Source organism: uncultured Aliivibrio sp., assembly GCF_946479765.1.
Lineage (GTDB): Bacteria > Pseudomonadota > Gammaproteobacteria > Enterobacterales > Vibrionaceae > Aliivibrio.
Window position 1 is genome coordinate 15,231 of sequence record NZ_CAMLHO010000018.1, and the last position, 17,786, is coordinate 33,016.

Genomic DNA, 17,786 nt, shown 5'->3' on the forward strand with positions numbered 1-17,786 from the left:
GCTCAATCTAGATAAAGCTATAACGCAAATTCCCATCTCTGTAATGGCGCTTTGATGTTTATCCCTGCTCTACCCCAACGATCAACCGCATCGACAACCAATACGCGATCCATTGGCAGCAATACTTGCATTTGTTTATTTGGTTTTTGAGTTGTGATTATCCAAACTGAATCGTCTTCTTTAAGTAATTCTTGTAGTTTTTTTTTGTCATCTTCAGTCCACTCAAGAGCAGGTTTTGTTAAACGGTCAACCACAAACAATTGATTGCCAGAGGCAAAGTCTTCTAACTGCTCAGACAACAAAATAACCGAGTCGATATCATTCTCTAAAATCACTTTTTGCTGCTGGTTGATTAATTGACGTACCGACAACATAAACTGCTCTTGGTTTTTTTGGATCTGCTCTGATTTATCAGGCCAAATACGTTGAAAATCATCACTCACAATCGCGACCATTCTGATTAAATTTGTTGGGTTTAACCATGCGTATTTTGAGGTCGTTCCATCAGATAAACGTAACGCTGCCACACCTTGTGCGCGAGGAGTGATTGCTTGAGAGGCATCGACTTCAACAATCTGAATATTGCTGTATCTTGCGTTCACATACAAAGGATCATCAGCCCATATCGCACCAATCGTAACAACCGCTTGGGCTGTTTTTGCTGAATCTTGAACGGTTTTCACCCCTTTATTGGCAAACCAATTGGGTAAACGCTCAATCCCATAACGATTTGGTGGTAAATATTCTGTCGTTAATGACGTCTCTTTTAATAGCTCGCTTGATAGCATATACGTCACAGGGGTTGCCGTTAATACATCTGCAGCCATTACTACTTTCATGTTAAATAGAGATGCTGTACATACACTAACAACCGCTATCCATTTCATTAAATTCTGTTTCATTTCTTATCCTATCTATACCCATATTCTTCGATTATTATTGAGTTCTACTCTGTTAATTCTTACGAATAATTCGGTAGGTGGTCGCAAGTAAAAAGAAGAAAGCTGAAACAATAATAATTGCTGCCCCAGAAGGCACTGGCAGCTCTAATTCCATTGGTAATACGGTGCCAATCAAGCACGATATTGTCGCTAATAACGCAGACATCAAGACAAAACTACCCATGTTCTTAGTTAACAATCGAGCCGTCGCACCAGGTATGAGCAATAGTGCACCAACTAAAACCGCACCGACAATTTTTACCGATGCAATTGTTACAAGGGTAATCATCATGACAAATAAGTAGTCATAAAAATTGGTTTTGTAGCCACGAACTCTGGCAATATCAGGGCTAATACAAGTTAATAAAATACGATTAAACGTCGGAATTAATACCACCACAATCAATAAGCAACTGCCTGCTAGAATCGCAATGTCTTGGTCCGTCACCGTTAAGATAGAACCAAACAATACGTTCTCTAGCATGTGAATATTAATTTTACGTGCTACGTACATCAGTAATGCTGCACCCACAGCCAATGCCAAGGCAAGGAACACCCCAACTAACGTATCGTAAGGCACATTGGTGCGGTTTCTCACAAAATGCAGTAACAAAGCAAAGATCATGCAGAAACTAAATAAGCCGATAATTGGATTCTCTGCGGGCTCTCCCAATAACACGCCTAACGCGATACCTGTTAAGGCGGCGTGACCAACGGCTTCAGAGAAAAAGGCCAAACGCTTTGCAATCACTAACGTCCCCAATCCACCTAACAATGGTCCTAAAAGGATAGCAGCAACAATAGCATTAACCATAAATGCATATGAAAAACTGTCACTTAAAAAGCCTTGTTCGACGCCATATAACGCCCACTGACGAAACAGTTCCATTATGCAGCCTCTCCATTATTAGTTTTTGATGCATCGTACTGAGCACTTGCCCCCGTATAATGATTGAATAATCGCTCAATTTTCTCAGGTTTTAATACTTCTAAATAACAACCAGAATCAACCAAATTACGATTAATAACATGCACATGTGCTTTAAGGCGACGAACAGCGGTGACATCATGATGAACAGCTAATACGGTTTTACCTTGCGCGATAAATTCATGCATTAAGGATTCAAGATAGCGAACCCCGTGTTCATCCATTCCTGTGGTTGGTTCATCAAGAACAAGTAGATCAGGATTATCCAATAGCGCTTGTGCGAATAACACGCGTTGTTGCTCGCCACCAGAAAGTTGACCCATGCGGCGATCGGCACGGTTAGACATTCCAACGCGCTCTAACTGTGCCATTGCAAATGCTTCTTGGCTGCTTTTCTTGCGCCATAACGCACTTAAAAATAAAGGCACTCGCGTTTGATTCAATAAAATGAAATCTTTCACCGTTAGTGGCAAGCTAGATTCAAAAACGGCTTTTTGTGGCACATAACCAATCACCCCTTTCTGCTCTGGCCACTCAATATTAATTTCACCCTGAAACGCGGTTAATCCTAAAATTGAACGCAATAACGAGGTTTTACCACCGCCATTAGGCCCCATCACCACATGGCATTGACCGGCTTCAAAGCGTTGGTTCACGCCCTCTAGAATGGTATTTTCCCCATAAGTTAACCCAACATTGATTAACGAAATTGCTGGTCCTGACATTATTTAGCGTCCTTATCTGCAGCAAATTTCATGGCTTCGATTAAGGTGTCTAAATTTGATTTCATCTCGATTTCAACTTTATTGTCTTCATAAGGGCCATGCGTCATGTGCGAAAAACGATACAGCTGAACACCAGTCGCCTCTTCGATTGTGTCGACAAAACGGTTTGGCATGTTCAATTCATAAAATAAAACATCAATGTCAGATTCACGGATCTTTTCAATCGTGCCTTGCAGTTGGCTCGCACTTGGCTCTACGCCGTGAGCGGGTTCAATGACTGCTGCCACATCCACACCAAACTCTTGAAGAATATAACCATACGCATTGTGCGTTGTTGCTACCTTCATTCCTGCGGTATCTAATTCACCTAGAGAGAGCATGGCATCACGCTTCATTAATCGGAATTTTTTTGCGTATGTACGTGCATTTTTACGGTAGAACGAGGCATTTTCAGGATCAATTCGAGATAGTTCATTGGCAATGGTGTAAACCTTTTGAATTGTTGTAGATAGACCAACAAATGTGTGTGGGTTCACAGCCCCTTTACCTACCGATTGCCCTATTGCTGGCAACAACGGAACGTCTTTATTGGCTTCTAATACCATTAATTCGCTGTTGTTTGCTGCCGAAATTACTTTTAACGCAAAGTCATCATGGCCAATGCCATTAACAACAATCACATCCATTTTATTTAAACGTTTTAAATCGTTTGGTTGAGGTAAATAATTGTGCGGATTAAACCCAGCATCAACCAAAGGAAGAATTTCTGCTTTGTCACCCACGACCGCTTTCACATAACTGTAATAAGGCTGTAAGGTAATACCAATCACCAAAGGTTTTGTTGCCGACATCGCCGACGCAGAAAACAAAGAGAGTAAGCTAAGCAGAACAAAAAAACGTACGTATAAAATAGATTTCATCATTATTATTTATCTTTTATTGGTATCAATTTAAATGAGTATCATGAGCAGGAAAGACTATTTGCATCCAGTGCTGTTGAATGAGTTCGCTTTCATTCCAAGAGATTGAATCAGAGGAGATAGAGGTCGACATCAATTCAGGGTGCAGCCAAAGCTCAATATCATCGCCTTTCACATTAAAAATGAATGACGCAGCGCCTTCTTTTTTCACTTTTAAACCCAGATAAATTCCAGAACCTAAATGCTGCCATTGGTGCTTTCCGCGACGCTCCCAGCTTTGGTCTTGCACAAAAGGAGGCAACCATTCATCCGCTAGGTAAGCAATATCTGGCCATGTGTTTTCTTCTGTTGATTCAGCCTGAATATCGTAAATTTCTTCATAAGCTAAACGTAGCTCAGCAATCATAGCTAAATCGTCTTGCGCTAAATCGGTGATAAGCACTTGGTGTGATTCAAGCTTTACGCCTTCATCGTTCGATTGATGATATGGCAACCCGACCACCGCAATAAGCAAAATGCACCCAATAATGAGTGCGATCCATTTGCCTTCTGCGCTTCCATTATCTGGAGTGACAGATTGAATAATCATTTCTCTGAGATCTCGACAACATCGACTTCAACAGGGCTTTCATGTCCAGAATCAAACACCAAATAAAAGTCTGTTTCAGGATTCGTAAATTCCGCAATTGAACGTTTATCTGTGGTGACTTTTGCAATCAGGTTGTCATCGTAATCGTACATATTCACATCATAATCAACGGCTTTGCTGCCATCACTGTAGCCTGTTTCGCACAGCACTTGATTCGATTCAAACCAACAGCTCATTAAAGGAAAATGCGCAAAACTCGCAGAAGAAAAAAGAAGAGAAGATACAAAAAGGGTTTTCAGGTTTACTTTAGTCATGAATAAATCTCGATAAAAAAGCACCACCCACCTTTACGGAAAGTGGTGCTAACTGCATTATTGAAGTAGTGCTTCAAACGTTAAGTGAACATTTACACTTGCTTGTTCTGCAAGTGGGTGGTCTTTCAGCTCACCTTTGTAATTTGATTTCATCAGGTAACGACCCGCAGTTTCAGGAGTAAAAGTGATTTTTCCCTCTTTATCACTCACTACGTCTATTTGCTCTTGATGATTACGGTATAGCGTTCCTTCACGAGTAATATCCGCCGTTACACCTGCTTGAGGTTTACCATTAAAGAAGAACTGAAAAGTAACGGATTCACCTTCAAGAATGTCTGACGGGTGTGTTAATGGCTTAAGTTCTAACAAGGTATTATCAAGCTTCATCGCTTCTGTTGTTGGCTTACCTACTGTCACGTAACTTTCAGCACGAGTGAAACTCACTTGGCTTACCACATCTCGCGCTTTTTCTGGAAGTACTAACGCACGATCTGCCTTGGTTGCTTTAATCCATTTCACCGTATCACGACGACCCGCTTTATATTGGGTATAGTAAGTAGGTTCATTATTGATACGAACTTTATGTGTACCTTCTTCTTCAAAATAGAAGTCAAACATTGAACGACGTTTGCCTTTAACGACAAAGTTTGGACGCTCAGTACGACCATCAGGCATCACTACTTGTGCTTGATCACTGCCTGCCGGTTTATCAAATACAAACGTACCGTGTGAAGCGGTAACATCAAACGTAAGCCAATCACCGCCTTCTTTAGAAACCGTAAAATGAGAAGGCAATACCCAACGAGGGTGAGCGTTCGCAGTCGTAGCAACCAATAAACCTGCTGCCATTACGCCGGTTAATACTGCCGCTTTGAACTTACTGTTCATTAATGTTGTTTTCATAATGTGTTTAATTCCCTGATAAATGGACATCTAAATTAATTTTTATATTCGATTGTGATTACGCCAGTCTCTTCCGTTGGAGCAAGTTGGTATGACATATCAGTGTCGGTCAATTTCATTTTTTGGCGTAAATAATTACGACCACCGTGCTCACGAACCACTTCGATATGTAACGTATAGTCACCTTGTGGTAGCGTCTGGCCTGAGTCGTCTTTTCCATCCCAACTGAATTTATATTTTCCTGCTGGTCGAGTTGCAGAAGTAACAGCATCAACTAATTCACGATCGTAACGACCGACTTTGCGCCACCAACTTCTTAGATCTTTTAGCCACTCATCTTTACCTACCCACAGCTCAATCGTTTTTACTGATTTACGTTCGCTGTTTTCAATCCACACCGCCACATAAGGACGCGCGTACATGGTGGTCGTAATCGTCGGAAGCTCAAAAGCAACATCGACTTTCGCACTCTCAGAAATAGCCGCTGAATTAGCCAAAAGAGGCGTCGTTACTATCATCGCTGCAATTGAATGACGTAAATAGGTAGAGAGTGAAGCCATTGTGATGTCCTTATGGATACAAGATAAAAGGGTTAAGGTACGGCAATAAAATACAATGCAAGCGTGATTGATGAGCCAAATGCCATCCACTTCATTGATGTCATCAGTGTTCTTTTTTTCGGTAAAATTAAGCACACGCCGGTGAGTACAAAAAAGATCATTAATAGCGCGGTAATATCAATGAATGCCTTCCAGACCTCACCGCTGTTTCGTCCTTTGTGTAAATCATTTAATAAAGCAACAACACCATAATTTGAGCTTTCGATGTCTGCTATACCTGTCGTTAAATCAATATAAACAGACGCGTTATAACCGGGGCCTTTATAGTTTAATGACAATTCACCCTCGACTAATTCACCGTCTTCAACGTCGGTAAAAATATCGACATTAGAAGGCGTTCCAGAAAGGTCGGTATGTTGATTTAAGTAATCAAGCAAAGCAGCGGTATTTGGTTTATTCCAAAGGATGTGTTGTTTTTCATCTTGAGAAAAAAGCACACTGTTAGGAACAGAAAGAGTGGTGTTTTTGATGTCTGGAGAACTACTAACAAACCAATCAGGACGATTTAGCGTGATCCCGGTGATCGAGAAAAATAAGACAACGAGTAGAAGCGCCATTGATACGTAAACATGTAAGCGACGCGCCCACAATTGTACTTGTTTGTTTTTAAGCAGCATGAATAAGACAGGATCGAGTAAGAATAATAGACGATAATGTAATTGATAATGATTTGCGTTGACATTCAATTTACATTGTTTACGTTTGTGGATTATTGACTGTCTATTTTATGGGCGATGGAAAAGCCCCCATCATTCGATAAGGGCATTAAATACAAGTTACACCGAATTACTGGCTGTCTTTCGTAATTGAGATAAATATTTTATCCACCCTTTCGCTTCATTTGAAGGGGTAAAATCATTGGCTCTTTTCGCATAAAGTAAGGCTGAATCTATTTGGTTTAGCTTGTAATAAGCTCTTACTTTAGCTAATGCAATATCATCTGTCTTTTTGTAATCCTTAACCTTATCTAAGGTCTTCAAGCCTTGTTGATGATGACCCTCTTGGATCTGCAATTGGGCCACTTGCCAATAATAACGTGAATCTAGCGTTGCAGCCTTTGACCAAGTAACAGTGGCTTTATCCCACTCTTTTGCTGCTTGCCAATAACTTGCTTGCATGGTCAGTAGATCAATATCACTTTGTGCTTCATCTAGCTGACTAAGTACGTAAGCCGCCTTTTCTGGAATACCGCGTTGCGCATAAAGTTGAGCCAATAATTTCAACTCTGATTGACTCAATTCAATCCCTTGTCGCTCTGCAAGAACAAGGGTATCTAACGCATTTTTAGGTTGATCCAAGCGAAGCTGAATACTTGATAACTGCTGCCACCATGTCGCTTTATTTGGTTCAAGTACAATTAAACGGTTCAAGGTAGGGATCGCCGATTTCCATTGTTTTAATTGTAGTTGCGCCCCTAACTTCAGCACTAGCGATTGGCTTCTTTCACTTTTTTTCTTATATATCGCAACACGTTCATGCTTATTTAATGCAGAAAGTACCTTTTCCCATTGCGCCAACTGGTAATGTGTTTGAGAAATACGGAACCATAAATCGCCTATTTTTTGTTTTTCAGGCACTGAGTTCGCTAATTGATAATAATGCGGTAACGCATCACTAAAGCGCTGCTCTGTTAATAATAAATCGGCAAGCATACGTTGCGTTATCCATGCTTGCTCATCGGCTAATTGCTGGCTATTTACCGCTTTAGTGAGATATTTAACGGCCGATTTACTACTCCCTGCCTGCCAATGAAACACACCCAACATACGTTGAATATAGGCTTTATCATAATCCTGAGAAGGGGTTAATTCGGCCAACACAGCAATTGCTTCGGGCATTTTTTCTTGCTGTTGTAATTGCAGTGCTCGCTGTACTTTACCCGCATTGTATTGGCTAAGTTGCTGAGCTTGCACTGCCCCAGCAAAAAATAAAGCAAAGCTAAGAATAAGAACAGAAGAATGTAATTTTAATTTCATCATTTTGCTAACGTAAACTCCAATTTCACCGTTTGTCCAACTTGAGCAATGGCTTTCCCACCGACTACTTTTGGTTGATATTTCCATTTTTTCAACGCTTTAACTGCTTCTCTTTCAAACATTCGACGCGGTTTAGCATCCGTTACTTTTACATTAGTTGGGCGACCTTGTTCATCAATGGTAAATGACATAACAACAAAGCCCTCTGCGCCTCTTTTCATCGCTTTTGATGGATAACGAGGCTCAACACGATACAACGGCATCGCTTGTTGGTTACCTGTAAAATCAGCGAAACTCGGTGCATTTATCGCTAACCCCGAAATACCAGAATCCAAGCTCATTGGTGGCATTGAACTTTGTGGCGTCGCCATTGAAGTTTGAGTTTGAGACGCCATTGGTTTTGCCTCTGGTGGCGGCTCTGGTGTCTCTGGTTTTTCAGGCACTCGACGTTGACGGCGCTGAATATCTTGTTCTTGCTCAACCATCACCATGTCAAAGCGGATCGTCTCACTGCTTTCTGGTTTGCCGTTATGACCGTTGTCTACCATCCACGCCATAAACGTGAATAACCCTACCGTCATAGAAAGCGCAATAGGCACTGCCAACAATAATCGCCACATTAGTTTTTCTCCGCAGCCAATGCGATGCCTTTAACTCCTGCACCTTTAGCCGCATCCATTACTTTTACAACCGTACCGTTATACGCATGCTCATCTGCTTGAATCACTAACGATGCATCAGGTTGTTCTAATAACAAATGCTCTAATGTGGCTTGAACTCGCTCGGCGTCCACCATGCGTTTATCAATGAAAATATCGTTTGAAGCCGTAATAGCAACAAAGATACCCGCGTCTTTTTGACTCGATACATTGCTTGCTTGAGGGCGATTCACTTCTACCCCTGATTCACGCACAAATGAGCTAGTCACAATAAAAAATATCAGCATGATAAATACGATATCGAGCATTGATGTTAAATCGATCTGTGCTTCTTCTTGATTTGAAGAACGACGGCCAAGTCTCATGACTGACTCCTTAATGCTTTTTCTAAATTATGTTCTTTACGACGACACACTTTGGCTAAACGAGCATGAACAAACATTCCTGCTAATGCTGCTACCATTCCTGCCATCGTAGGCAATGTTGCCAATGAAATACCAGACGCCATCAGTTTTGGCTGGCTGCTGCCTTGATTTGCCATTACATCAAATACAGAGATCATGCCTGTTACTGTGCCTAGCAAACCGAGCATTGGGCAAATTGCCACAAGAACTTTGATAAAATTCAGATATTGATTTAATTGAAGGTGAGCTTCGCTTACCCAACCATCACGGATCGTTTTCGCATACCACGAATCGTGATCGTCTCGCTGTTGCCATTTCTCTAACCATACTTTTCGTTGTGCAGGAAAAGTAAATAATAAGAAAAACACACGCTCAACCACCAATAACCAACACACGGCAACAACTGCGCTTAACCACCATAAAATGGGGCCGCCTTGTGCCATAAAATGAGAGAGAAAAGCCGTCATTACGCTGCCATTCCTACTGGTGTGTTATTGGTTTCTTTTTCTGCTTGCTCAGCCACCAAACTCAAGCCTTGTTTTTCAAGAATGGTACGAATACTTTCCGCTTGAGAGCTCAAAATATTGTGAGTTAATAACAGAGGCATCGCCGCAACTAAGCCTAATACCGTAGTCACAAGAGCCATTGAAATACCACCCGCCATCACTTTAGGATCGCCATTACCAAATTGCGTGATCACTTGGAACGTTTCGATCATGCCGGTAACTGTACCTAGTAGACCTAACATCGGTGCTAGTGCAGCAAGAAGTTTAAGCATTGATAGGCCTTTTTCTAAGCCTTGCTGCTCATCAACAATGGTTTCTAATAAGCGAAGTTCTAATGCCTCTACCGAACGAGTTTTCTCTGCATCATAAACAGATAACACACGGCCTAGAGGGTTATTACCGATTTGCTCAGGATCTTTTAATTGAGTACGAATTTGCTGACGAATCACCAGTAACCTTGCGCCATTAAATAAAGAAATAAGTAGACCAATAGCCAATAGAACAATAATGATTTGTCCAACCACACCACCCGCTTGAAGACGATCTTTCAGGGTTGGTGAATTTGCAAGTTGCTCTAACATGATGCCACGCGATGGATCAACTGCCATCATCATTACTTGCTGCTGTTGCATATCAGATAATGTAGCGACTGATGGCGCAAGGTCTGGCTGTTGTGAATAATACGTTGCTACGCTCTTTTTATTATCCCAACGTAGGAAGCCTTCATCACCAACAAGCGCCATATTGCCTAAACGGTAAGCATTGATTTCAGAGCGGTGCCCTGCCCCATTGATTACCGTCACCGGCATTAACGCCAATTCTGAACTCGCCTGCACTTGTTGAGTCATTGTTTGCCATAACCCTGTTAACTGAGTCATTGATGGCAATGATTTAGCCTCTACAATGTCATTAATCACTTGTGCATTATTAGCATCAATTGAACCTGTCACTGAGTTTTTTAATTCAGAATTAAGATCTTTTGCCGTTTGTCTTACCACGCCAAACAACTCACCTAAACTGCCTGTTTCTAAATGTAATTGTTGCTCTAGCGTGGCAAGTGATTGCTCATTACTACTGAATACAGAACTCAGTTCATCGCTCTCTTTTTGCAGTTTTTTACGCTCAGCAATCAAGGCGTTCTTTTGTGCTTTAAATTCTTTCTCTGTCAGCATAAAGCCAGCTTCACGTTCGGCATTGTGTTGTTTTTGAACATGGCTTGCTTGCTTTGTATCTTGAACTAATTCGCTACTTGCCGCTAACGTGTTTAGGGAAAATCCGAATAAAGACATCGCTAAAATAAGTGGTTTGATTGACATGTTATTTCACCTCTTTCAGTGATAAAGACACGGGTAAAGCCAATAAACTCGGCGCGACTTGTTTGTAAGCCACTGAGTAAGCTTTAGCTAAGTCGTCATTAAATGATGAATCCAATAATGTCCATTGATTGCGGTAGGTATTCCAGATCCAGTATTGTGAAGCATCCAAACGACGAGCAAGCAAAGAAACGCGACCTAAATGCAACATATCAGCATCGATTAATTCATCATTTCCAACCGTGATTTGAGTTTGGTATGTGCCTAGTTTTGAGCCGTAATCCATCTCAATTTGATACGCTTCGAGAATACGACGATATTTTTCTGCATCGCTCACATCGGCTCTTGTCATCATGTGTTCTAGTTTTTCGATGCGTTGCTGACGTTCTGCAATCTTGATTGGTTTATCTTGTTCAACTAATACCGTAAGGCCAGATAGCATCTTATACATCAAGGGTACTACGCCTTGACGAGTGTCTTTAATGGTTTCAATTTGAGAGTTTAAGTTGGTCATTTCTTTTTGTTGACTATCGACTAAACCAGTGAGGTGATCACGATAAACCGCAAGATTCTTTACTTCTTCTTGTAGTTGCTCTATCTCTGCTTTATATGCCAATGTTGCTTCAGAGCTTTTATCAATTTTTGTTTGACTCACAGCAGAGGCTGCATTCGATTTATTTTCGATAGATCGTGCTTGATCAAGCGTAGAGGCTTGAGCGGTTGTGATCACGGTAGCTAACGCTATTCCAATACTGGTTTTAAAAATATTCATATTATCTATTTCTTAACTGTTATTTTTTAAGGTCTATCTCTTAAAAAATTTGCCTTCAAATAAACGCAGTAAAGGGAGACCTAAGCCTCCCTTATATTTAATGCGCTAAATTAGTATTTAACTTGTAGTGTCGCCATGTAGTTTCGGCCTTCACCAATAACAACATTTTGTGCACCATCTGTTTCATAGCCATTCTTACCTGTTGAACCGCCACCTGCTAGGTAATCTGTATCCAACACGTTTTCAACATTAAAGCGAGCTACGAAGGTTAAATCTTGGTCATACTTAATTGTATGAGATAAACCTAAATCAAAACGAGTGTAGCCATCTTTCTTAAAGGTATTAGCCGCATCACCGTAACGTTCACCTACATAAATCGCACCTAGGTTTGCGTCCGTATTATTTGTGAATGCATAGCGAGTCCAGACTGTTGCTGAGTACTCAGGAACATCCGCAGGACGATTCCCTTGGTATTTTTCATCTTTTGCATATTCAGCATCTAAATAAGTTGCAGAACCACTCATCGATAATTTCTCAGTGATAAAGCCTTGCAGCGCTAATTCTGCACCACGGTGAACACGTTCACCTGATTGCATTTTCTCTTTCTGACCATTACCTAAATCAACATCAATCGTTGAATTTTCTTGAGTAATATCAAATACGGCACCAGATACGAACAATTGGTTATCCATTAGCTCCCATTTAGTACCTAGTTCGTATAGTTTACCGCGTAATGGATCTAACTTTTGACCATCATTTACATATTCACTACCAGAAACTTCACCTTGCATTTCAAAGCTTTCTGAATAAGTTGCGTAAATTGAGCCCGTATCTGTTGGGTGATAAATTACCGCAAATTTAGGAGACGTGGCCTCTTCAGCTAAACCCTCTTCAACTTGTCGATCAAAACGAACACCCACAAGTGCTTGCCATTGATCATTAAACGTAATCATATCTTGAGCATAGAAGCCCCAGTTATTGTATTCAGAACTTGTATCACGAGGATCTTTACTTGGATTACGTACAGGAGCCTCAGCTGGTTCACCAACCGTTGCTGTTGTACTGTTGAATGAATACTCTAGTCGATCGTAACTGTAACCTAACCAGTTACTGCCGAATAACATTTGGTGGCTTACACCCAATGCATCAAATTCCCCGATAAGATCTATACTTGCTGTTTGGAATACCCATTTATCAGTACGATCACTACCTCCTTGCGTATAAGTACCTGTAGTTGGGTTATACGTTTCTTCTTTAGGGAAGCTTTCTACATCATGACGATTAAAATCTTGATAGTTATAACTTGCATTAACGCGCCATGTGTCAGTTAAATTTGCTGCGACATCGATACCGATATTCTCAACATCATTTTCGATTTTTGACCACTGAGCATCCCAGATATGGTCATCACCAATAACGGTTTTTCCGTCTTTAATGTAAGCACCTGAATCTACGCTACCATCATCAATCGTACGGTCATAATGCAACGATACAGTTACATCTTCTGTTACATCGTAATCCAGAAATAATCCGCCAACAAAACGTTCCGTTGAAGGAACCGTTCCATCACTGTATTCACGCCATGAGTTGTAAGTTTGTTTTGAAACAATGGCACGACCACGTAATGTTTGGGCATCATTTAATGAACCACTTACATCAGCAGTTGTTCGTGAATTATTATTAGAACCCAGATCTTGGCTTATATTTACTTGAGTTTCGTACGTTGGCTTCTTAGCCACCATATTGACGAGACCACCAGGAGCTGATTGACCATACAATAAACCTGATGGGCCTTTCAAAACTTCCACACGTTCTAATAATTCAATAGGTTGACGATAATGAGACCAATGCTGTTTTCCATCACGTAAGAAACCAGAACTACTACTTAACCCAAAACCACGTAAAGTAAATTGCTCACGATTACGGGTTGTAGCACCGGCACCAATACTCGCATCATTCTTCAGCACTTCACCTAATGTACTCGCACGTTGCTCATCAATGATTTGCTCATCAATAACCGTTACTTGCCCAGGAGTTTCTAGTTGAGTTGCTTCCATACGCATTGATGTTGAGTTTGTGTCTGCTTTATAACCGTAATCACGACCAGTAACCACCATGTGCTCATCAGTAGTTGATGCGTCTGTTTCAGCGTAAGCAAGCGGGGTAGATAAAACTGCGCCAATAACAAGAGCCAACTGACTTTTAGAAAACATATTCCATTACCTCCAAATCTTTCATTAATAAAACGGGTGATTAAATTCTGAGGTGAAATATAAATGATAATCGTTTCTATTTGTATTAAATTTACATTCTTTGCATTCGTAAAGTTTTATAAATAGAAAGAGATAGGGCGCAACCAATAAAGATTAAGTTAATACCAAGAAACACCATTATATGAAGCTTTATTAATAGAACTCTCGATTTAGGAACAAAGCTAAACTTATTGACATAAATAGCACTTAATTCATAGAAAAGTAACACAAAAGTGGTAGTATGCGCGATTGACCATACAAAGAATATGGCTATATCAAGGATCATATTATGAAAAAACGTTATATCGCTTTAATCGCAGCCGTTGGTATTGCCATTGGTTGGTTAACTCTTGGTGGTACGCAAGCCGTGCTCCACGCCACATCAACCACTGAATTCTGTGTCTCATGTCATACGATGGAAAAACCATTACATGAATACCAAGGTTCTGTTCACTTTAGTAACCAAAAAGGCATCCGTGCTGAATGTGCTGATTGCCACATTCCAGAAGAACCTATTGATTACTTAATTACAAAAATTCGAGCGTCTAAAGACATCTATCACGAGTTTGTTACTGGCAAAATTGACACTGACGAAAAGTATGAAGAACACCGCTTAGCGATGGCTGAAACTGTCTGGGCTCAAATGCGTGAAAATGACTCTGCTACTTGTCGTTCTTGTCACAGCTTTGATGCAATGGAAACTTACGACCAATCAGCAAGTGCACAAAAAATGCATGCTTACGGAAGAGAAAACAACCAAACGTGTATTGATTGTCACAAAGGCGTCGCTCACTTTGCACCACAAGCCACATTAGATACGTCTGCTTTTGACCACCTTTTCGACATGGCTAAAAATACTAAAGCTGATGCAGAAAAAGTTTATCCTATCGAAAGCATCAAAATGGCTGACTTAGCAACAATCAATCCAACGATTGAGCTAACTACCGTAAGTCATGATGAAGGTAAACGCACCGTTACCGTTTCTGGTTACCAAATGAAGGGCGCAGAATCAGTTATCTACATGGGTGAAGGCCAACGTTCTATCATTGCTAGCCTGACTGATACGGGCATCAAAGCACTAACATTAGGTGACGCAAACACTGATGCTTATGGCAACGAATGGCGCACTGCCGAGCTAACAGGCACAATCGAAGCGCCTGTTCTTGCCTCTAATCAACCATTATGGGATTACGCAGAAGAGCTAGATAATGTCTACTGTGCAACCTGTCACGCAAAAATTCCGGCAAATCACTTCACAGTTAACTCTTGGGGTCCTGTTGCAAAAAGCATGGGCGCACGTACTGATATCTCTGAGCTAAACCTTGAGATCTTAACTAAATTCTTCCAAAACCACGCGAAAGACGTGGCAACTCATCAATAAGGGAGTGACTATGACTACTATTACTCGTCGCGGCTTTTTAAAAGGCGCAGGTGCATCAGCGGGTGCATTAGCGATCACGTCAATCGCTCCGTTATCTGTGAACGCCTCTACGCTTGGTCGTACAGATTCATTAATTCTAACTGCGGGTCGTATGGGTCCATTACTTTGTGAAGTCAAAGATGGTCAGCTTATCTCAACCAAAAGTGGATTAGCGCAAACGGTACCAAACAGCCTACAACAAACAGGACCATCACAGGTTTACACCAAAGCACGTGTTAAATACCCAATGGTTCGTAAAGGCTATTTAGAAAACCCAAGTAACCCTCAAGGCCTACGTGGCAGTGATGAATTTATTCAAGTGTCATGGGATGATGCTTACAAGCTAATCCACGAACAACATATGCGCATTCGTGAAAGCTACGGTCCAGAATCGATCTTTGCAGGCTCTTACGGTTGGCGTTCAAGTGGTGTGTTACATAAAGCTCAAACACTACTTCAACGTTACATGAGCATGTCTGGTGGTTATGCAGGACACTTAGGTGATTACTCAACAGGTGCTGCTCAAGTTATCATGCCACACGTGGTTGGCTCTATTGAAGTATACGAACAACAAACGACTTACCCTGTGATCTTAGAAAGCAGTGAAGTGGTTGTGTTATGGGGATTGAACCCAATTAACACCTTGAAAATCGCATGGTCTTCAACCGATGGTCAAGGTCTTGAGTTTTTCCACCAACTGAAGAAATCAGGCAAAACGGTTATTATTATTGACCCTATGCGTTCAGAAACGGCTGAATTCTTTGGTGATAACGCTCAATGGATTGCGCCTAACCCGCAATCTGATGTCGCTATGATGATGGGTATTGCTTACCAGTTAATCAAAACACAACAACACGACACGGAATTCCTTACTAAATATACCGTAGGCTTTGAGCAGTTTGAAGCCTACCTAATGGGTAAAGAAGACGGCATCGAGAAAACCCCACAATGGGCAGAAGCGATCTGTGGCGTTCCTGCAAAACAGATGGAACTACTGGCTAAGATCTTCAAAGAAAACCGCACCATGCTAATGGCTGGTTGGGGTATGCAACGTCAGCAATACGGTGAGCAACGTCATTGGATGCTTACCGTTCTTGCTTCAATGCTTGGTCAAGTTGGTCTACCGGGCGGTGGTTTTGGTTATTCATACCATTACTCAAATGGCGGTAACCCAACACGTGACGCAGGTGTACTACCAGCAATGTCTCCATCACTAGGTGCAAGTTCAGCAGGCGGTAATGACTGGGCTGTTCAAGGTTCAGTGACCGCTTTCCCTGTCGCTCGCATTGTTGAATGTTTAGAAAATCCGGGAACAGAGTATCAACACAATGGTCATACGCTAACCTTCCCTGAACTAAAAATGATCTGGTGGGCGGGTGGTGCAAACTTTACGCATCACCAAGACACGAACCGTTTAATCAAAGCGTGGCAAAAACCTGAACTGATCGTTATTTCAGAACCATATTGGACAGCAGCAGCTAAGCATGCGGATATCGTTCTGCCAATCACCACCTCATTTGAGCGTAATGATATGACGATGACGGGTGATTATTCTAACCAACACCTTGTTCCGATGAAGCAAGCGGTTGAGCCTCAACATGAAGCACGCAGTGATTTAGATGTGTTCGCTGATATGGCCGAACACCTAAAACCAGGTGGCCGAAATGTGTATATGGAAAACAAAACGGAGATGGAATGGCTTCGTGATTTCTATAAAACAGCACAAAAAGGCGGTCGTAACGCGCGCGTACCTATGATGAATTTCTCTAAGTTCTGGGAAGCGAACAAGCTTATTGAAATGAAGTGGAACGCGAAGAACGCAGAGTTCATTCGCTTTAGTGATTTCCGTCAAGATCCAATCATGAACCCACTCGGTACTCCAAGTGGTAAGATTGAGATCTTCTCTAAAACCATCGAAAGTTACAAACTGGATGATTGCCCTCCACACCCAATGTGGATAGAGCCAACAGAGTGGATGTTTAACTACACTGATGGCGAACTACAGTTAATGACATCGCACTCAGCACACCGTTTGCACAGCCAATTTAACTATGCCGATCTTCGTAAAGAATACGCAGTACAAAACCGTGAGCCTATTACGATTCACCCAGAAGATGCAAAAGCACGTGGTATTAAAGATGGCGATTTAGTTCGTGCTTATAACCAACGTGGGCAGGTTCTGGTTGGTGCTTTTGTTTCTGATGGCATCAAAAAAGGCAGCGTCTGTATCCATGAAGGTGCATGGCCTGATTTAGATCCTAAGACGGGTATGTGTAAAAATGGTGGGCCAAACGTGCTGACAATGGATATTCCAACGTCTCGTTTAGCCAATGGTAACTGTGGTAACTCTGGTGTCGTGAAAATTGAAAAATTCACTGGTGTTGCTCCAACATTAACAGCGTTCACGCCACCAATGAATGGCTAATATGATTTAGTTCATAACATAAACAACAAACCCGAGCATGTAATGTGCTCGGGTTTATTTTTATCTTCGCTTTAATATTTCTTATAACCATTGCTGCAATTCTAAATAATACGAATCTA

Annotated in this window: 18 protein-coding genes; 2 read left to right on the forward strand and 16 right to left on the reverse strand. The window is 41.4% G+C overall.

Annotation, left to right across the window (positions count from 1 at the left end):
• Positions 1–17: 17 nt before the first annotated feature.
• The 16 genes from Q1K78_RS08790 to Q1K78_RS08865 form a co-directional block, all read right to left on the reverse strand.
• Positions 18–902 carry a zinc ABC transporter substrate-binding protein gene (locus Q1K78_RS08790; RefSeq protein ID WP_300176982.1) on the reverse strand — a complete coding sequence of 295 codons (885 nt, stop codon included), beginning with the start codon at positions 900–902 and terminating at the stop codon, positions 18–20.
• A gap of 52 nt (positions 903–954) precedes the next feature.
• Positions 955–1,830 (reverse strand): metal ABC transporter permease, encoded by an 876-nt coding sequence (locus tag Q1K78_RS08795; RefSeq protein ID WP_017021653.1) that lies wholly within the window; start codon positions 1,828–1,830, stop codon positions 955–957.
• Complete coding sequence (locus Q1K78_RS08800; RefSeq protein ID WP_300176990.1) at positions 1,830–2,594, reverse strand: metal ABC transporter ATP-binding protein; 765 nt, start codon at positions 2,592–2,594, stop codon at positions 1,830–1,832. The genes Q1K78_RS08795 and Q1K78_RS08800 overlap by 1 nt, the downstream gene beginning before the upstream one ends.
• On the reverse strand, positions 2,594–3,514 hold the full coding sequence (locus Q1K78_RS08805; protein ID WP_300177149.1) for a zinc ABC transporter substrate-binding protein: 921 nt from the start codon (positions 3,512–3,514) through the stop codon (positions 2,594–2,596). The genes Q1K78_RS08800 and Q1K78_RS08805 overlap by 1 nt, the downstream gene beginning before the upstream one ends.
• A 25-nt stretch (positions 3,515–3,539) precedes the next feature.
• The gene (locus tag Q1K78_RS08810) at positions 3,540–4,103 is read right to left on the reverse strand and encodes a hypothetical protein (RefSeq protein WP_300176993.1); all 564 of its coding nucleotides are present in this window, start codon (positions 4,101–4,103) and stop codon (positions 3,540–3,542) included.
• Positions 4,100–4,417, reverse strand: a complete 318-nt coding sequence (locus Q1K78_RS08815; protein WP_300176996.1) for a hypothetical protein — start codon at positions 4,415–4,417, stop codon at positions 4,100–4,102. The genes Q1K78_RS08810 and Q1K78_RS08815 overlap by 4 nt, the downstream gene beginning before the upstream one ends.
• A gap of 57 nt (positions 4,418–4,474) precedes the next feature.
• Positions 4,475–5,266: a DUF4198 domain-containing protein gene (locus Q1K78_RS08820; RefSeq protein WP_300177152.1), complete on the reverse strand. Its 792-nt coding sequence runs from the start codon at positions 5,264–5,266 to the stop codon at positions 4,475–4,477.
• An 89-nt stretch (positions 5,267–5,355) separates the two neighbouring features.
• Positions 5,356–5,838: a DUF2271 domain-containing protein gene (locus Q1K78_RS08825; RefSeq protein WP_300177155.1), complete on the reverse strand. Its 483-nt coding sequence runs from the start codon at positions 5,836–5,838 to the stop codon at positions 5,356–5,358.
• Positions 5,839–5,912: 74 nt separating this feature from the next.
• Positions 5,913–6,557 (reverse strand): PepSY-associated TM helix domain-containing protein, encoded by a 645-nt coding sequence (locus tag Q1K78_RS08830; RefSeq protein ID WP_300177157.1) that lies wholly within the window; start codon positions 6,555–6,557, stop codon positions 5,913–5,915.
• A 159-nt stretch (positions 6,558–6,716) separates the two neighbouring features.
• Entirely contained in the window at positions 6,717–7,919 is a 1,203-nt protein-coding gene (locus Q1K78_RS08835) for a hypothetical protein (RefSeq protein ID WP_300176999.1), read from the reverse strand.
• A complete protein-coding gene (locus tag Q1K78_RS08840; RefSeq protein ID WP_065592692.1) occupies positions 7,916–8,536 on the reverse strand; it encodes an energy transducer TonB in 621 nt (206 codons plus the stop codon). The genes Q1K78_RS08835 and Q1K78_RS08840 overlap by 4 nt, the downstream gene beginning before the upstream one ends.
• Positions 8,536–8,940, reverse strand: coding sequence for a biopolymer transporter ExbD (locus Q1K78_RS08845; protein WP_017021643.1), 405 nt, complete (start codon positions 8,938–8,940; stop codon positions 8,536–8,538). Before Q1K78_RS08845 ends, Q1K78_RS08840 begins: the two co-directional genes overlap by 1 nt.
• Positions 8,937–9,446 (reverse strand): MotA/TolQ/ExbB proton channel family protein, encoded by a 510-nt coding sequence (locus Q1K78_RS08850; RefSeq protein ID WP_300177006.1) that lies wholly within the window; start codon positions 9,444–9,446, stop codon positions 8,937–8,939. The genes Q1K78_RS08845 and Q1K78_RS08850 overlap by 4 nt, the downstream gene beginning before the upstream one ends.
• On the reverse strand, positions 9,446–10,801 hold the full coding sequence (locus Q1K78_RS08855; protein ID WP_300177009.1) for a MotA/TolQ/ExbB proton channel family protein: 1,356 nt from the start codon (positions 10,799–10,801) through the stop codon (positions 9,446–9,448). The genes Q1K78_RS08850 and Q1K78_RS08855 overlap by 1 nt, the downstream gene beginning before the upstream one ends.
• A gap of 1 nt (position 10,802) precedes the next feature.
• Positions 10,803–11,570: a DUF3450 domain-containing protein gene (locus Q1K78_RS08860; RefSeq protein ID WP_300177012.1), complete on the reverse strand. Its 768-nt coding sequence runs from the start codon at positions 11,568–11,570 to the stop codon at positions 10,803–10,805.
• Positions 11,571–11,680: 110 nt separating this feature from the next.
• Positions 11,681–13,783 (reverse strand): TonB-dependent siderophore receptor, encoded by a 2,103-nt coding sequence (locus Q1K78_RS08865; protein ID WP_300177016.1) that lies wholly within the window; start codon positions 13,781–13,783, stop codon positions 11,681–11,683.
• A 328-nt stretch (positions 13,784–14,111) separates the two neighbouring features.
• Here Q1K78_RS08865 and Q1K78_RS08870 point away from each other — a divergent pair, with 328 nt between their 5' ends.
• On the forward strand, positions 14,112–15,203 hold the full coding sequence (locus tag Q1K78_RS08870; protein ID WP_300177019.1) for a NapC/NirT family cytochrome c: 1,092 nt from the start codon (positions 14,112–14,114) through the stop codon (positions 15,201–15,203).
• 10 nt (positions 15,204–15,213) lie between these two features.
• Positions 15,214–17,667, forward strand: a complete 2,454-nt coding sequence (locus Q1K78_RS08875) for a molybdopterin guanine dinucleotide-containing S/N-oxide reductase (RefSeq protein WP_300177022.1) — start codon at positions 15,214–15,216, stop codon at positions 17,665–17,667.
• The last annotated feature ends 119 nt before the right edge of the window (positions 17,668–17,786 follow it).

Bases quoted from the DNA above. Each gene is read 5' to 3' on its own strand.
- Q1K78_RS08820 (WP_300177152.1), bottom strand. From the start codon at position 5,266: ATGGCAGCAGGTTTATTGGTTGCTACGACTGCGAACGCTCACCCTCGT.
- Q1K78_RS08790 (WP_300176982.1), bottom strand. From the start codon at position 902: ATGAAACAGAATTTAATGAAATGGATAGCGGTTGTTAGTGTATGTACA.
- Q1K78_RS08850 (WP_300177006.1), bottom strand. From the start codon at position 9,446: ATGACGGCTTTTCTCTCTCATTTTATGGCACAAGGCGGCCCCATTTTA.
- Q1K78_RS08870 (WP_300177019.1), top strand. From the start codon at position 14,112: ATGAAAAAACGTTATATCGCTTTAATCGCAGCCGTTGGTATTGCCATT.
- Q1K78_RS08815 (WP_300176996.1), bottom strand. From the start codon at position 4,417: ATGACTAAAGTAAACCTGAAAACCCTTTTTGTATCTTCTCTTCTTTTT.
- Q1K78_RS08855 (WP_300177009.1), bottom strand. From the start codon at position 10,801: ATGTCAATCAAACCACTTATTTTAGCGATGTCTTTATTCGGATTTTCC.
- Q1K78_RS08860 (WP_300177012.1), bottom strand. From the start codon at position 11,570: ATGAATATTTTTAAAACCAGTATTGGAATAGCGTTAGCTACCGTGATC.
- Q1K78_RS08810 (WP_300176993.1), bottom strand. From the start codon at position 4,103: ATGATTATTCAATCTGTCACTCCAGATAATGGAAGCGCAGAAGGCAAA.
- Q1K78_RS08795 (WP_017021653.1), bottom strand. From the start codon at position 1,830: ATGGAACTGTTTCGTCAGTGGGCGTTATATGGCGTCGAACAAGGCTTT.
- Q1K78_RS08875 (WP_300177022.1), top strand. From the start codon at position 15,214: ATGACTACTATTACTCGTCGCGGCTTTTTAAAAGGCGCAGGTGCATCA.
- Q1K78_RS08845 (WP_017021643.1), bottom strand. From the start codon at position 8,940: ATGAGACTTGGCCGTCGTTCTTCAAATCAAGAAGAAGCACAGATCGAT.
- Q1K78_RS08865 (WP_300177016.1), bottom strand. From the start codon at position 13,783: ATGTTTTCTAAAAGTCAGTTGGCTCTTGTTATTGGCGCAGTTTTATCT.
- Q1K78_RS08835 (WP_300176999.1), bottom strand. From the start codon at position 7,919: ATGATGAAATTAAAATTACATTCTTCTGTTCTTATTCTTAGCTTTGCT.
- Q1K78_RS08805 (WP_300177149.1), bottom strand. From the start codon at position 3,514: ATGAAATCTATTTTATACGTACGTTTTTTTGTTCTGCTTAGCTTACTC.
- Q1K78_RS08830 (WP_300177157.1), bottom strand. From the start codon at position 6,557: ATGCTGCTTAAAAACAAACAAGTACAATTGTGGGCGCGTCGCTTACAT.
- Q1K78_RS08800 (WP_300176990.1), bottom strand. From the start codon at position 2,594: ATGTCAGGACCAGCAATTTCGTTAATCAATGTTGGGTTAACTTATGGG.
- Q1K78_RS08825 (WP_300177155.1), bottom strand. From the start codon at position 5,838: ATGATAGTAACGACGCCTCTTTTGGCTAATTCAGCGGCTATTTCTGAG.
- Q1K78_RS08840 (WP_065592692.1), bottom strand. From the start codon at position 8,536: ATGTGGCGATTATTGTTGGCAGTGCCTATTGCGCTTTCTATGACGGTA.